The organism is Streptomyces eurythermus (genome assembly GCF_014649115.1).
Taxonomy (GTDB): domain Bacteria; phylum Actinomycetota; class Actinomycetes; order Streptomycetales; family Streptomycetaceae; genus Streptomyces; species Streptomyces eurythermus.
Genome location: NZ_BMSK01000017.1, coordinates 21,232 through 36,927, shown reverse-complemented (window position 1 = coordinate 36,927; position 15,696 = coordinate 21,232). Strand labels below are relative to the sequence as shown.

Annotated in this window: 11 protein-coding genes and 2 pseudogenes; 8 read left to right on the top strand and 5 right to left on the bottom strand. The window is 71.3% G+C overall.

The genetic code is table 11. From position 1 onward, the window contains the following. Nucleotides 1–45: 45 nt before the first annotated feature. A complete protein-coding gene (locus IE251_RS29235; RefSeq protein WP_189756000.1) occupies nt 46–1,455 on the bottom strand; it encodes an MFS transporter in 1,410 nt (469 codons plus the stop codon). Between the two features lie 213 nt (nt 1,456–1,668). On the opposite strand from IE251_RS29235, the gene IE251_RS29230 reads away from it, so the two are divergent. The 7 genes and pseudogenes from IE251_RS29230 to IE251_RS29200 all read left to right on the top strand — a co-directional run bounded on the left by IE251_RS29230 (nt 1,669) and on the right by IE251_RS29200 (nt 10,173). After that, nucleotides 1,669–2,823 carry a serine hydrolase domain-containing protein gene (locus IE251_RS29230; protein ID WP_229896994.1) on the top strand — a complete coding sequence of 385 codons (1,155 nt, stop codon included), beginning with the start codon at nt 1,669–1,671 and terminating at the stop codon, nt 2,821–2,823. Nucleotides 2,824–3,003: 180 nt separating this feature from the next. Continuing rightward, nucleotides 3,004–5,182, top strand: a pseudogene (locus tag IE251_RS29225) (MMPL family transporter). A 30-nt stretch (nt 5,183–5,212) separates the two neighbouring features. Next, a complete protein-coding gene (locus IE251_RS29220; RefSeq protein ID WP_189755999.1) occupies nt 5,213–6,679 on the top strand; it encodes a streptophobe family protein in 1,467 nt (488 codons plus the stop codon). Nucleotides 6,680–6,756: 77 nt separating this feature from the next. Further along, a complete protein-coding gene (locus tag IE251_RS29215; protein ID WP_189755998.1) occupies nt 6,757–7,497 on the top strand; it encodes a response regulator transcription factor in 741 nt (246 codons plus the stop codon). Then, the gene (locus tag IE251_RS29210; protein ID WP_373302066.1) at nt 7,494–9,038 is read left to right on the top strand and encodes a sensor histidine kinase; all 1,545 of its coding nucleotides are present in this window, start codon (nt 7,494–7,496) and stop codon (nt 9,036–9,038) included. The genes IE251_RS29215 and IE251_RS29210 overlap by 4 nt, the downstream gene beginning before the upstream one ends. Nucleotides 9,039–9,288: 250 nt before the next feature. Beyond that, nucleotides 9,289–9,540: pseudogene (locus IE251_RS29205) on the top strand (hypothetical protein); the annotation flags it as partial. A gap of 54 nt (nt 9,541–9,594) precedes the next feature. After that, nucleotides 9,595–10,173: a hypothetical protein gene (locus tag IE251_RS29200; RefSeq protein ID WP_189755997.1), complete on the top strand. Its 579-nt coding sequence runs from the start codon at nt 9,595–9,597 to the stop codon at nt 10,171–10,173. A gap of 139 nt (nt 10,174–10,312) precedes the next feature. Here the strand turns inward: IE251_RS29200 and IE251_RS29195 are convergent, their stop codons facing one another. The 4 genes from IE251_RS29195 to IE251_RS29180 form a co-directional block, all read right to left on the bottom strand. Further along, on the bottom strand, nt 10,313–10,873 hold the full coding sequence (locus IE251_RS29195) for a pentapeptide repeat-containing protein (protein WP_229896993.1): 561 nt from the start codon (nt 10,871–10,873) through the stop codon (nt 10,313–10,315). A 91-nt stretch (nt 10,874–10,964) separates the two neighbouring features. Continuing rightward, entirely contained in the window at nt 10,965–12,263 is a 1,299-nt protein-coding gene (locus IE251_RS29190; protein ID WP_189755995.1) for a hypothetical protein, read from the bottom strand. A gap of 22 nt (nt 12,264–12,285) precedes the next feature. Further along, on the bottom strand, nt 12,286–12,582 hold the full coding sequence (locus IE251_RS29185) for a WXG100 family type VII secretion target (protein WP_189755994.1): 297 nt from the start codon (nt 12,580–12,582) through the stop codon (nt 12,286–12,288). 11 nt (nt 12,583–12,593) lie between these two features. Next, a complete protein-coding gene (locus IE251_RS29180) occupies nt 12,594–12,884 on the bottom strand; it encodes a hypothetical protein (RefSeq protein WP_189755993.1) in 291 nt (96 codons plus the stop codon). A gap of 117 nt (nt 12,885–13,001) precedes the next feature. Between IE251_RS29180 and IE251_RS29175 the strand changes: the two genes are divergently transcribed. Further along, complete coding sequence (locus IE251_RS29175) at nt 13,002–15,689, top strand: WD40 repeat domain-containing serine/threonine protein kinase (RefSeq protein ID WP_189755992.1); 2,688 nt, start codon at nt 13,002–13,004, stop codon at nt 15,687–15,689. The last annotated feature ends 7 nt before the right edge of the window (nt 15,690–15,696 follow it).

Below are 15,696 nucleotides of genomic sequence, written 5' to 3'. Positions count from 1 at the left end.
CGGATGTCCGGGGCGGACGGGCCGTCCCGTGCCCCGATCAGCCGCTTACGCGTCGTGCGCGTCGTCGTCCGGCCGTTGCGCGCTCCGGACCGGCCGCCTCGCGCTCGGGCCCGGCCGTCGTGCGTCCCCTTCCGGCCGCCCCCCGTCCGGGTCCAGCCGTCGTGCGTCACGGTCCGGCCGGACCGTGACGAGTGAGACCAGCCCGCACACCAGCATCATCCCGCCGGAGAGCAGGAAAGCGTGGGTGTACCCGGCGGTCTGCGAGGGCGCGGAGTCCAGCAGGAGCCCGGTCAGATACGGGGCCAACAGTCCCGGCAGGGTCCCGGACGCCGCGACGATGCCGAACACCGCGCCCCGCTGGAGCGGAGGGACGACGGCCGAGGTGGTCATGTAGTGCAGCGGGAAGACGATGGCCTGACCCCCGAACGCCACGGTCAGCAGCGCGAGATGGGGACCCCGGGCGTCGACGAACGGCAGCGCGGTCATGGCCAGCGCCGCCACCGCCACCGCGATCCCCTGCGGGATGCCGTGCGACCACCGGTCCGACAGGCCCCGGCGGTGCAGCGCGTCCAGCAGCTGCGGCACCGAGAGCAGCAGCACGAGGCTGAACGCCGAGACCGCGCTGATCAGTGTGGCCGCCGTGCCCGGCGTCATGTCGAGCTGCGTGCGCAGGTACGCGGGCAGCCAGGCGTGGCTCAGCGCCAGGGCCCAGGACCCGCCGAACGCCCCGGCGATGCTGCCCAGCACCGTTCCGTTCAGCAGCAGGCGCCGGTACGGCAGCCGCCGCCCGCTCGCCTCGGCGGTCGCCCTCCCCGTCTCGCCGTACGGGCCGTCGTGCCCCGCCCGCCACCAGGCCAGCGCCCACACCAGGCTCAGTACGGCCAGGGCCAGGAATGCGGACCGCCAGCCGAAGGCGCTGATCAGGCCGGTCACGGCCGGCGCGGCCACCATCGTGCCGAGCGCCGCGCCTCCGATCTGCAGGGCCGAGGGCAGCCCCCGCCGGTCCGCCGGGAACCACTTGTACAGCGCGTGCATCGACATCGAAGCCGCCGGTCCCTCGGCCGCGCCGAGCAGCACGCGCCCGGCGACCAGTGCCGGCACCGACGCCACGAACAGCACCGGCAACTGGGCCACCGCCCACACGGCGGCCATGCCGAACAGCAGCACACGGCTGGAGACCCGGGCGGAGACGAAGCCGACGGCCAGCCCGGAGAGGCTGAACAGCAGCGAGAACGAACTGGAGACCATGCCGTAGGTGCTGTTGCTGATGCCGAGCTCGTCCATGATCGGCACGGCCGCCAGCCCCAGGACGGACTTGTCGGCGTAGTTGACCAGCATGAACGTCACGATCATCGCGGCGATCAGCCATGCGTGCCGCCGGTCCGGTTCCCCGGCGCGCGGTGAGGCCGCCGCGGCGTCCCGGCGGGATGGTGCGGACGAGGACGGTTCGGCCATGGGCGCTCCTGCGGCTCGGGAGGGAGTGGAGGTGGCACCCCCGGTGCGAGAGCGGGGATCTCCAGCTCGGACGGCGCCCGAAGACGGGGGAGGCGGGCACCGTGCGCTGTCGTAGTTATCGAACAGGTTGTACGTTAACGGCGCCATCGTTCAAGACCTCTGCGTCAACGGAGTTGAGATGACCGACACGGACGCCCGGCTGGGTGACCTGCTGTGGACCGCGGCTACACCGACCCCGGCTGGATCCGCCGTTTCACCTCGGCCGGCCGCGAACTCTCCCCGAGCCGCCGAGTGTGGCGCGGCCCCGGCCCCGCCCGGACCCTCCCCGCCGAGCCCGCCGGCCTTGACACGCTCGACCTGGGCCTCGGCGGTACGACGGCCACCCTGCCGGACCTGTTCGCGACGGCGCAGACCGACGCCTTCCTCGTCCTGCACCGAGGCGTGGTCGTCCACGAGGCGTACCCGCACGGCGGAGCGCCCCACGTCCCGCACTTCAACGCGTCGGCGGCCAAGTCCTACCTCGGCCTCTTCGCGGCGATGCTGGCGCACGAGGGGCTCCTGGACCGCTCGGCCCGGACGGACGCCTACGTCCCCGAACTCGCCGGCACCGCCTTCGGCGAGGCCTGCGTCGAGGACCTGCTGCACATGGGCACCCAGGTCAGCTATGCCGGCCGGCCCTACGACAAGGCCATCGAGGCGCAGCGTTACCATGCCGTCATAGCGCCCCGGCTGCGCCCGTTCGGCTACAGCGGCCCCGGCACCATCCGCGAGCACCTCCTGACCGCCCGCGCCACCGGGGCACCGGGAACGGAGTTCCGCTACGAGAACGGCAACGTCGAGGCACTCGCCGAAGTCCTGCGCCGCGTCACCGGCCTGAGCACCTCCGCCCTGCTCGGCGAACTGATCTGGTCCCGGATCGGCGCGGAGGAGGACGCCTACTACATCCTCGACGGCGAAGGTGTCGAGGCGGCCTGCGGCGGCTTCAGCGCCACGGCCCGTGACGTGGCCCGCCTGGGGGAGATGCTGCGCTGCGGCGGGGCGGTCGGCAGCCGCCAGGTCGTGCCGGAGGAGGTGGTCACGTCCATCACCGCCGCCGTTCCCGACGGCTATCCCCGCCGCGTCCGCTTCCCCGCCGCACCGCCGACCGAGCCGGCCACGCTGTCGTACCACGACCTGTGGTGGATCCCGAACGACCCGCACGGCTCCTACATGGCCAGCGGCATCCACGGCCAGCGGCTGTTCGTCTCACCCGGACTTGACCTCGTCGTCGTCCACTTCGGCTCCCAGGTCATCTCGCCGTCCGTGCCGGTCGTCCCGTTCGCCCGGGCGTTCCTGAGGATCGGCGCGTACCTCGCCGGCCTGGGCTGACCCCGTCCGGGAGCTTCCTGTGAACCGGGCCGCACTGATGGTGGTTATGTCTGTTATGGCCCTGTGGTGGCGGCCGGGACTCCCAGGAAACTCCCAGGATCTCTCCGGGGCCGGTCAGAGAGGGCTGACAGCGTCAGCGGCGGAACTTCTGCAAGCCCGATCCGACTGGGAGCCCTTTCCGTGGCGACATACCTCTGCAGGCTGGGCCGGTTCTCCTTCCGGAGGCGGTGGCCGGTCGCATTGCTGTGGGTGGTACTGCTCGTGGGGGCGGGGGTGCTGGCCGGACGCGCCCCCGCCGCGCCGCCGAACGACTTCTCCATGCCCGGCACCGAGGCGCAGCAGGCGTACGACCTGCTGGAGCGGGACTTCCCCGAACTGAAGGCGGACGGAGCGACCGCCCGGGTCGTGTTCCGGGCCGAGGACGGCAAGGTCACCGACCCGCAGGCGCGCCGGGCCATCGGGGAGACGGTCCGCGCCCTCGGGGACGATCCGCAGGTCGCGCGCGTCACCGACCCCTTCACCGCCCGGTCCGTGAGCAAGGACGGCTCCACCGCCTACGCCCAGGTGTCCTACGAGGTGTCCGCCTCGAAGCTCGAAGACGGCTCCCGCACCGCGCTGCGGGACACCGTGGAGCGGGCCGCCTCGCCGGAGCTGTCCGTGGAGGCGGGCGGCAACGCCGTCGAGGTCAAGGCCGCGGGTCACTCCTCGGAGGCCGTGGGGCTCGCGGTGGCCGCCGTGGTGCTCGTCCTCACATTCGGCTCGCTGCTCGCGGCCGGACTGCCGCTGCTGACGGCCGTACTCGGCGTCGGGTTCGGCGCGCTGGTCATCCGGGTGCTGGCCGGACCGCTGGGCCTCGGCTCCACGACGACCAGCCTCGCCGTGATGATCGGACTGGCCGTGGGCATCGACTACGCCCTGTTCGTGGTCTCCCGCTACCGGGCCGAACTCGCGCGCGGACGCGGCCGTGAGGAGGCGGCCGGGCACGCGGTGGGCACCGCGGGCTCGGCGGTGGTGTTCGCCGGGCTCACCGTGGTCATCGCCCTCGCCGGCCTGTCCGTGGTCGGCATCCCGCTGCTGACCCAGATGGGCCTCGCCGCGGCCGGCACGGTCGTCATCTCGGTGCTCATCGCCATCACCCTGATACCCGCCCTGCTCGGGCTCTGCGGACGCCGGATCGGGCCAGCCCGTCCACGACGGAAGGCCCGGCAGCGACCGGGAACAGGCGTGCGCTGGGCCCGGTTCGTCACCCGGCGCCCGGTCGCCGTGCTGCTCGGCGGCGTCGTGCTGCTCGGCGTGGTCGCGCTCCCGGCGGCGTCCCTGGAGATGGGCCTGCCCGGCGACGACAGCAAGCCCGTCTCGACGACCCAGCGCCGGGCCTACGACATGATCGCCGAGGGCTTCGGACCGGGCTTCAACGGCCCGCTCACCGTGGTCGTCCAGGCCGACGGCGACGGCAGCGCCGAACAGGCCGCGAAGAGCGTCGCCAGGCGGACAGGCGGCCGCGAGGACGTCACCGCCGTGGGACAGCCCCGGCTGAACGCCTCCGGTGGCACCGCCGTACTGAGCGTCGTACCGGCGGCGTCCCCGAGCAGCACGCGGACCGCCGACCTCGTGCACGCGCTGCGCGAACCGGCGCTCGCCCGGGACACCGGCGCCAGGGTGCTCGTCACCGGCACGACCGCGATGAACGTCGACGTCTCGCAGAAGCTGTCGGACGCGCTGATCCCGTACCTGGCCCTCGTGGTCGGTCTGGCGTTCGTGCTGCTCATCGCCGTCTTCCGCTCCCTGCTCGTCCCGCTCAAGGCCGCACTCGGCTTCCTGCTGTCGGTGCTGGCCGGGCTGGGCGCGGTGGTCGCGGTCTTCCAGTGGGGATGGCTGGGATCCGTCTTCGGCGTCACGGAGCCGGGGCCCGTGGTGTCGATCATGCCGATCTTCATGGTGGGTGTCGTCTTCGGCCTTGCCATGGACTACGAGGTCTTCCTGGTGACCCGGATGCGCGAGGCGTACGTGCACGGGCAGTCACCGAAGGAGTGTGTGGTCAGCGGGTTCGAGCACAGCGCACGGGTGGTGACCGCCGCCGCGGTGATCATGGTCTCGGTGTTCGCCGCCTTCCTGGGCTCCGAGGAGCAGATCCTCAAGACCATCGGGTTCGGGCTCGCCGTCGCCGTCTTCTTCGACGCGTTCGTCGTCCGTATGACGCTCGTCCCGGCGGGCCTGGAGCCTTCCTCGCTGGCTGGACCGGCTCGTACCCGACCTCGATGTGGAGGGGGAGCGGCTGGACAGCTCGCGCCAGGGCACGGCCGGGGCGGGCGACGCCGGCCCCGTCGGTGCGACCGCGGGCCATGTCTCCGGCACCTGAGTCCCTTGTCCCGCTCCGAGGAGTCCGCTCATGTCCGCACCGCCGTCCCGCCCCTCCCTCCCCGTGTGGCGTCACGCTCTCGCAGGCGCCCTCGCCGCCGTGGCCGCCCTCCTCACCATGGGCGCCACCGCCTGGGCGGCCCTCGTCCTCCTCGGCGCCGGCGCCGTGGCACCGGTTGCCCGGCTGGTGCCGGTGCTGGTGAGTCTCGCCGTCGGCGGCGGCGTCACCCTGGAGTCGGCCGCCGGGCCCGCCGAGTCCGCCGAGGGAAGCCTCGGCGGACTGTTCGGCGGGGGCGGCGGCCTGAGTCTCGGGCTGGCCGGCGAGGTGGCGCTGACTCCCCTGACGCTGACCTTCCTGGGCACGGCCGTCCTGGCGGCCGGGTTCTTCCGGCCGCTGCGCCGCCGGGCACGGCCCACCCCCGCGATGCTGTGGGCGCGGTGCGGCGGCGCACTGGCGATCACGGCGGTGGCCCTCCCGGTGTGCGCCGTCCTGGCGCGGGGCACGGCCCGGCTGCCGGAGAACGTCAAGGACAGGATCGGTGAACGGGCCGGATCCGGCCGGTTCGGCGCCGGGGCAGGCGGTGGACTCGCCTCGGGCCTGTCCTCGGTCGACTTCCGGACCGATGTCGTCACCACCGCGTTCCTCGGCTGCCTGGGAGCGGTCGCCGTCCTCGCGGTCGGCTGCCTTGCCGCCCGCCGTACGACGCTGCCCCGCCCCGTCGCCCTCGGCGGGCCGCGGCTGAAGTGGCACGCCGTCCTGTCCGCTCTGACGGGGACCGCGGCCGTGCTGTGCTGCGCCGTCCTGGCCGTCGCCGTACTCGCCGCGGCCGCGGCGCTGACCGGCCGGGAGCGGGCGGCAGAGGCCGCGGGCGCACTGCTGCTCGCCGGTCCCAACCTGATCGCCGCGCTGCTCACCACGGGGGCGGGCACCTCTTGGGAGGCGGGGGTGCGGCGGCTGCGGCCCGAGGGCGGAGGGATGGCCGGCATGCTCGGCGCGGGGGAGCAGGACGGCGCGGCCGACCGGGACCGTGTGGTGGACCTCGGACACTGGGCGGGCGCCGACGTACCGCTGTGGGTGCTCGGACTGCTGCTCACCCTGCTCCTGCTGCTGCTCGCCGGATACGTCGCCGCCGCCCGCACCCCGGCCCGCACCGTGCGGGAGGACGCCGACGCCCTCCTGGGCCGCCACGCCGACACCGCCCTGCGCATGGGCATCGCGGTCGGTGCCGCGACGTTCGTGCTCCCCTACCTCGCGCGCGGCTCACTGCGCATCGGCGTCAGCCTCATGGGAAGCGAGATGGGCGGCCTGCGCGCCGGTCTCGACACGAGCCCCCGGCTGTCCGCGCTCACCGCGTTCGTCGCGGCCGCCCTCGCCGCGTACGGCGGGAGCCGCCTCCAGGGCCGACGGGCACGGCGCCGCGAACGCCCGCGGGAGCGTCCGGTACCGCGTCCACGCGCCGCGCCCTCACGTCGGACCCGGTCCCCTGAGGCCATGTGATCTCCTGAGAAGAGCGTTGAGCGACATCCGCGCGAAGCGGCACCCGTGGCATCGGGGAAAGGCGGCGAACCACGACCATGGCGGCACTGACACCTCCCCCGCGCACCACGGGCCGCCCGGACCACCTGCTCGTCGTCGACGACGAACCCACCGTCAGGGAGCTGCTGCGCACCGCGCTGCGCTACGCCGGGTTCGACGTCGACGCAGCCGCCACCGGCCGGGAAGCCCTCGACCTGGCCGCACGGCACGCCCCCGACCTGGTCCTCCTGGACGTCATGCTCCCGGACATGGACGGCTTCGAGGTGATCCGCCGGCTGCGCGCCCAGCCCCGCTCGCCGCTGCCCGGCCGGGGTGGCGACGTGCCGGTCCTCTTCGTCACCGCACGCGAGGACCGGCAGGACCGGCTGCACGGACTGCGTCTCGGCGGCGACGACTACGTCACCAAACCCTTCGACCTGGAGGAGCTGATCGCCCGCATCCACGCCGTACTGCGCCGCACCCGGGGCGAGTCACCGGCCCGCCTCACCGTCGGCGATCTGCAGCTCGAACCCGACAGCCACCACGTCACCCGGGCGGGGCGGACCGTACGGCTGTCCCCGACCGAGTTCCGCCTCCTGCACTTCCTGGTCGCCAACGCCGGACGCACCATGTCGAAGAGCCAGATCCTGGACAGCGTGTGGGAGTACGACTTCGGCGGCGACCCCAGCATCGTCGACACCTACATCAGCTACCTGCGCCGCAAGGTCGACACCGACGGGCCCAAACTCATCCACACCGTCCGCGGCGTCGGCTACGTCATCCGCGAGCCCCGGCCGTGAGCCGCTTCCCTCCGCCCGGGGCGTGGCTCGGCCGGATGTCGCTGCGCACCCGTCTGCTGTGCCTGTCCGTCGCGCTGGTCGCCGTCGGTCTCCTCGGCACGGGACTGCTCGTCACCACGGCCCTGCGCGGCTACCTCCAGGACCGGGTCGACGACCGGCTCGTCCTGACCGGACAGATCGCCGCCCGGCTGGCACCGCCGTCCGGCGCCGGCACCCCGCCGAGCGTGCGCGCCCTCAGCGTGCTCGGCGACACGACCGTCACGTACGTGGCCGACACCGGCGCCACCCGCAGGACCTTCGACGCCAGCACCGCACCCCCGGGCGGCGGCCCCGAGCTGCCCCGCCTCGACCGTGCCACCGTCCTCGCCCACCGGGGCCGTCCCTTCACCGTCCCCGCGCGCGACGGCGAGCACGACTGGCGGGTCATCGCCCTGACCCAGCCCGCGCAGGTCTTCCCACCGGACGGCTCCGCGCTCCACGGCAGCGTCGTCGTGGCCACCTCCCTCGAAGAGGTGCACCGGACCGTCACCAAGACCCGCAACCTCTCCCTGACGGCAGGCGCGGCGCTGCTCGCGGTCCTGGGCGTCGCCGGCTGGTTCGCCGTACGCTCCGGACTGCGCCCCCTGACCCGGATCGAGGAGACCGCGACGGCGATCACCGCCGGCGACTACTCCCACCGCGTTCCGGAACTGGCCGCCCCGCACACCGAGGTGGGACGCCTGACCGCCTGCCTCAACCAGATGCTCGGCCGCATCGACACGGCCTTCCGGGCCCGCGCGGAGGCCGAGGCGAGAACCCGGCGCTTCTTCGCCGACGCCAGCCACGAACTGCGGACACCGCTCGTCGGCATCAAGGGTTACACCGACCTGTACCGCATGGGCGCCATGCCCACCCGCGAGGACGTCGACCAGACGATGAGCCGCATCGCCGAGGAATCCGCACGCCTCACCCGCCTCGTCGAGGAGATGTTCCTCCTCGCCCGCCTGGACGAGGACACCGAGGGCCCGGGTACCAACCGAGAGCCGGCTTTCGCCCTCGACCTCGCCCCCATGGACCTGCGCACCCTCGCCGCCGACGCCCTCCATGACGTCCAGGCCCTGGACGCCACGCGCCCGGTGACCCTGACCGGACCCGGCGGCGGAAAGCCCGCCACCGCTCCGGCACACGCCGACGAGGCCCGACTCCGACAGGTCGTCACCAACCTCATCGGCAACGCCGTCACCCACACCCCTCCCGGCACCCCCATCCGTATCGGCGTCGGCACCGTCGGCCGGCACGCGGTCCTGGAGGTCGCCGACCAGGGCCCCGGCCTCACCGCCACCGAACGTGCCCACGTCTTCGACCGCTTCTACCGCACCGACGACTCCCGCACCCGTGCCACCGGCGGTTCCGGCCTCGGCCTCGCCATCGCCCACGCCCTCGTCACCGCGCACGCCGGCCGCCTCACCCTCGACACCGCCCCCGGCCAGGGCTGCACCTTCCGCATCCTGCTGCCCCTGCCCGACCCGCTGGACGACCGGGCCGTGGACGCGACGACATGAGCGAAAGGGCCGACAGCCCGGAGGCGGGGTTCGGCTCGCATGCCCTCGTTCCGGTGGGCGGAGAAGTCACCCGTGGCCGGCCGCTGCCGGCCCGGCCGCGGGTGCGGACCGTTCGAAGAGCCTGACCAACGGTCCTCGTTGGCGCCGGGCGGTACCCTCACCAGTTCAGGAACTGACGTTCACACACTCGCGTCATTGTTCGTATTGGCGTGCTGAGTGAACCGCTGTGCTTGGTGGGGGTTGGGCGAGGGTGGGTCACACGATCCTGGGCCGGCTGGACGAGGTCCTGGGTTTCATAGGCATCAACTTCCCGAACGTCGACGAGGACGACTACCGCGAGATGGCGGATGCCATGCGGGACTTCGCCGATCAGTTCGAGGGGGCCCGGTTGTTCGCGGACGCGTGTGACGCCCTCGCCGAGATCATTTTCTGGATGAAGACCAAGGCCGAGGCCGAACTGGCCGTCATGGCCGGGTCGGTGGGCCTGTCGATCGGGCTCGCTCCGCAATGGCGCTCCTGATTCGACGGCGTATTGGACGGCACCATGACTGACCCGATGACCGCTCCCATCGAGGTGTACCGCCTCGTGCCGCGCTTTCACGACGACTTCCGGGGCGCGCTGCTGGAGAGCGACGAGATCATGCGCTGGGAACTGGATGAGCAAGCCACACCGCTGCCCGCGGAGCTCCCGGGTTCCTTGCAGGGGGATCCTTCGGGGACGCTGTCCGAGTTCCCTACCGCGAACCCGGCGGCCCCGATCCTGGGCGCCACTCTCTTGAAGGCCGTGCGCGACCGGTTCGCCGGGACCGGGCATTTCATTCCGGTGAACGTTCCCGGGCTGCCCGCCGGTACGTGCACGGCCTATGTCCCCACGACCGTCGCCGACTGCCTGGACGAGGCCCGGTCCTCCGCGCCCGAGCTGACCGGGAAGATCCGGCAGGCGGTATTCCACGAGGACCGGGTGCCGGTGGATGTCCCTGCGTTCCGGCTGCCCGAGAACCGCACGTACGTGTACTGGAACGCCTGGGCGGCGCGTCTGATCGAGGAGGCGGCCCCGCCGAGCTCCGTGGAGCTGCGCCTGGTGTGGTCGAGCGACCCGACGGCGACTCCCCACCGGGATCCCATGGGGTTCTAGAGTTCGGACGATGCGCTGGGAGATGGACGAGAGCGTCAATCCGCTTCCCGAGGCGTTGGACGCCGAGTGGCACGGCGATCCAGGGGGAACGGTGTCGGACTAGGACGGTGTTCGGGTGCTGAACGTGGTGCGGCGGAATTCAAGGGGAACGACGGTCAGGTCGGTTTTCTTTGACGGCGCTCACGACCCGGATCTCCCCGCCACGATCCTTGATCCACTTCTGCAACTCGGATCCTGCCAGCTGCCGGGAAGCGGAAGCGTCTTCTCCCACGACCACCACAGGTCCGAACACGGATCCCGTAGCACCCTCGAATTTCGTGTTCTCGTCCAGCTTCACCTGAAATGAGTTCTCGTCGAAGACGGCTTCGCTCAGATCGGCGGAACGGAGGTCGACGCCCAGGAGCGAAGAGCCCTGGAACAGGGTTCCTCTGCAACTCGCGCCGAACGCGTCGACGTCATAGAGCGACGCCTTGACGAGATTCGCGCCGTCGAGCCTCGCGTTTCGCAGGATCGCGTCGTCGAGGGTCACGCGGACCAGGGATGCTCCCGTCAGGTCGGCTTCGGAGAAATCGGCACCCTGGGCGTCCGAACGGTACAGTTCGGCGGCCACCAGCTTCGCCTTGGTCAGCTTCGCGTCCGTGAACCAGGATTCGGAGAAATCGCCATGGGAGAGGTCGGCCCCACTGAGGTCGAGACCCACGGCGTCCAGTCCGCCTTCTTGGGCGTCGGCCCACTCCCGCAGACGCTGAGCGGCAGTACGATCCGCAGGCATTCGAGCCGGCGCCCACGCCTTACGGGTACCAGATGACATGGTCTTCCCAGCCGTTCCTCTTGACGATGGATTTGAGGTCGTCGATCGCTGCCTGGTCGGCATTCCTGACGTCCAGGATAACAGTGCGATTCTTTGTTCTGATCTGCTCGGCGAGCTTGCTGACCCACCGTGCGTTGTTCGCCGGATCGTATGCTCCGCGGAAGGGCTGGGACTTGTCCCGTACATTGTTGAACGGTGGCCAGTCGGAGTGGACACCCTTGATGTCGTAGTGCCGGCCGGTGAGCGGTGATGCGAAATCCCCACTGTCCCTCAAAGAGGGGCGCTGGATGTCGTCGGGCAGCCGCCCCTGCTCCCGCAGGTCCAGCACAACGCGGGCTTCGTCCTTCGACGGCTCGGAAATTCCGCCGTTCTTGTCCGGATCGCGCTGTAGTCGGTCGAATTCCTCGGGGTTCCGCTGTTCCACCTCTTTCAGGTGATTCCAGTGGGCTTTCCTTTCGGCCGGCGTCATCTCCGGCAACGGTTCATTGCCGCGCGGAGTGTCGAGCTCGGCCGATCCCTTCGGACCGTTCTTGCCGCTGCCGCTGCCGCTGCCGCTGCCGCTGCCACCGGAGCCACCGGTCCCCGCGTCACGCGCTTGCCCAACGGTCTCGGCTCCGGCCTCTTCGCCTCGAGCCGAGCGGGTGCCGGTTCCCGAGTGCTCGGAAGGGATGGCGGCGCGTATGGCCGCCGCGCACTGCTTCTGCGCCACGGCTGCGGTCCGGGCCGCTTGGCGGGCCAGCTCTGCCGCGTTCTGGCGCTCGGTCTCGGCCCGTCCCGCGTACTCGCCGATCTCGACGGCCCATTGACGGACCTCGAGTGGCTGGTACTGGCTGAGCGAGGCGGCGCTCTGGCCGTTCAGGCCGCGCCCGATGCCGTTTCCGGTGAAGGGGACCGGCACCACCGAGCAGAAGCGCTGTAACGCGGCCCGGTACTGGGCATCTGCCTCGATGCCCCGGCTCAGTGCGATCCGCGACTCGAGCTTGGCCTGCTCCAGGGAGTCGGCGTAGGTGGCGAGCGCCTTGCCGCAGCTCTCATGGGCCGGCCCTAAATCGGTTGCGAGTTCCGGGAGTTGGGTGAGGACGGTGCGGAACCGTTCCGCGTAGTCGCCTTCCATCCGCAGGTCGGCGTGGTTAGCGGCGATCTTCTGGAGGCGGTCGGCCTGCTGTCGCGCGTACTCCGCCTCGCGCAGTAATCGCCGTGCCAGGGTCTGGACCTCCGCGGGATCGCCGGGGACGGGGTCGTCGGTCAGGTCCAGGACGCCCCAGTCCGCGTCCGCCATGGTCGTCCCGGCCCCCTTGTGGTCAGTGACCCGCGCCGCCGGCCAGTCGCTGGTCGAGTTCCTGGTGTCCGCGGACGACGTCGTTCAGGAAGCCGGCCATGCCTTCCAGGCCCTGGATCATGTTCTGGGCGCCGGTCGTCCACTGCTGGTACGACTCCTGGAACTTGGGTGAGGCCAGTTGGGTGCGGAACTCCCCGCCCACGAGCTGGTCGACCATGCTCTTGAGGGACTGGAGCTTCTCGGTCATGTCCGTGTGGCCGTTGAGCAGTTGCGTCGCCGCTTGCTGCACGCCGTCGTAGCCGACACTCACGTCCGTCATCGGTGATCCCTTCACGTCTGCGTGGCTCGGGCGGCCAGCAACTGGTCGAGGTCGAGCGTGCCCTCCGACAGGCCCCCGAACAGCCCGGCGGCCGTACCGACCGACTCGATCAGGTGGGTCCGGGTGGTGGTCGCGGCGTGGAGGAACTCGAGGAGGGCCTCGGCGACCGGCTGTCCGACCCCTTCGGTCCTCAGTCCGCTCAGGAACTGGTTCAGCGACAACTGGATGTCCGAGCCCGTCCGGCTCAACGCACGTGCGACCGCGTCCGCTTCCTGTGGGTCGCAGGCAAACTTTTCCGTCATCGGCTCGGATCTCCCCCGTGAGACCTCTGTGCGAATGCCTGTGCCGGCTGACCGATCTCTTGTCAGACTAGCGGTACGAGGCGTCGTTCGACAGGCGATTGCAACAGGAGCGGGGACGTGACGGGGACGGACTCCTTACCCACGGGGCACAGACTGGTCGCCGGGCGCTACCGGCTCACGCGCGTCCTCGGCCGAGGCGGCATGGGCGTCGTCTGGCAGGCCACCGACGAACTGATCGGCCGTGGCGTAGCGGTCAAGGAACTCCGCGCCCCGCACGGCCTGTCGGCGGGGGAGCGTACGGTCTTCGGCGAGCGGGCGCTGCGCGAGGCCCGGACCGCGGGGCGGATCAATCATCCCGGGGTGGTGTCCATCCACGACGTCGTGCCGGCCACGGCCGAGGACGACGCCGTTTACATCGTCATGGAATGGGTGCGGGCGCCGTCCCTCGCGGACATCCTCCGTCAGCACGGCGCCCTGTCCGAACAACGGGTCGCCGCCATAGGTGCCCGGGTGCTGGAGGCGCTGCACGCGGCCCACGCCATCGGTCTGGTGCACCGGGACGTCAAGCCCAGCAACATCCTGGTGCTGCCGGGTGACGAGGTGAAGCTGGTCGACTTCGGCATCGCCCACGCGGTCGACGACACCCGTCTGACCAGGCATGGGGTCGCCGGCTCCACCGGGCACATCGCACCGGAGCTGTTCGAGGGCGAGCCGCCGTCCCCGGCGGGCGACCTGTGGGCGCTCGGAGTGACGTTGTGTCATGCGGTTACGGGGCGGAGCCCGTTCGAGAGGGAGTCCACCGCGGCGACCATCCACGCGATCCTGTTCGACGATCCGCCTTCGCTGGACGACCGGCCTCTGATCGCCCCCGTGATCAACGGACTGCTCCAGCGGGAACCGGAACGGCGGATGAGCGGTCAGCAGGCGGCCGCGGGCCTCCGGGCCGCCACGAACCCGACGACGATGCCGGCACCGGCACCGGCACCGGCACCTGCATCGGATCCGGCCACGACCCCGGCTCCGGCCAACGCTCCGGCTCCGGCCACGACTCGGGCTCCAGCACAGGCATCGGCACAGGCACCGGCACCGGACCCGGCCGTGACACCGGACCCGGCCGTGACACCGGACCCCGGTGCCACCCGTGAACCCGCACCCCCGAGGCGGAACACCTCGTCGCGGACCACCACGGGCGCCAGGGCCGGATGGGAGGACCGGCCCACCACTCTGGGGAGAGCCCCCGGGACCCCGCGAAGATCCAGAGCGGGTACGGGCGACCCGGATGACGATCCCGCGGCCACCGGGCCCACGAGCTACCCGCTCACCCCGGTGCCGCGCATCCTGATCGTCAACGCGCTGTGCGCGGGCGGAGCGCTGGTGCTGGCCTACTTCCTGGCCTTCAGGCTCTCCGACATCTGGCAACTCAATTCTGCTGTCACGACAATCTCCACCCTCGCTCCCTTTGCCGTCATGCTGGCGTCGTTCGCGGTGATCGGTTCCGCCCGGTGGGAGCAGGTAACCCTCGGCCCGGGAAGTGTCATCCTCAGCCGCCGAAAGGGCGGCTCGTCCGGAGCGACGAACGCATGCCGGGTGGAGTGGGCACACATCGACGAAGTCGTTGTCGTCCGCAAGGGCCGGAGAACGACCGTTCACCTGCGCATGGCGGCACATACACCGGCCGACGTCCGAAGCAAGCCGCCGTTCCGCGGCTTCGCCCGTTTGAAGGGGGGAAGCCCCTTCGTCCAGACGCTCGGTGTGATCCCTGCGCGGACCGAGGAGGTGGAAGCGGCCTTCCGCGCCGCCGCGCCGCGCGAGGTGACCGTCAGATTCCCGGCGGAACCGACCCCCGAGGACAGCCGGTCCCACGGCACACGACGCATCGGTCCGCCGCTGCTGGTCCTCCTCATGGCGGGAATCCTCGTGAGCACCTACGTCTTCCACCACGACCCCGACGTCACCCGACTCACCGAGGACGACTGGGGCGGCGGGATCGAGTTCAGCCCTGACGGGCGGACCCTGGCGAGCGGTACCTCCCACGACGCCATCACTCTCTGGGACCTGACCACCCACAAGGCCGTCGCCACTCTCCGCGGCCACGAAGAGGACATCAACGCGCTCCGGTTCAACCCCTCCGGCACGCTGCTGGCCAGCGCCTCCGACGACGACACCGTCAAGGTGTGGGACATGTCCACGCACCAGGCGCGGCGGACCTTGACCATGGGCGAGGACGTCTCCGCGGTGTGGCTGACGTTCAGTCCCGACAACCAGACCCTCGCCGGTGTGACCGACGAACAGTCCATCGTGCTCTGGAACGCCCGTACGGGCCGGAGAACCGCCACCCTGACGGCCGAGGGGGACCCGTCCGATATCTCCGCGGCCGTCTTCAGCTCCGACGGCCGGACCGTCAGTGTCATGGACGACACGTTCACCGTGCACCACTGGGACGTGCGTACGGGCAGGAGCGTGAGCAAGGCGGGCAAGGACGTCGGGCGTTGGGTCAGCTTCTCGGGATCAAGCGGGACAGTGCGGGACGGTTCTGGCGCGTACGTGCGGTCCTTGTACGGCCACTCCGATCAGATCACCGGCGCTGCTTGGGGAGGGGCCGGGCGCCGTCTGTTCGCCACTTGCAGCGACGACCACACGGTACGCGTGTGGCGCACCGATTCCGGAGACACGGCGGCGAAGCTCTCCCTGAACTACGACATCGGCTACACGGCGAACGCGGTCGCATTGAGTGCGGACGGTACGACACTCGCCTACGGGAGCGGCACGCAGCTGTGGCTGTGGAGCACGGGGATCGGCTCGTGAGGCCGCA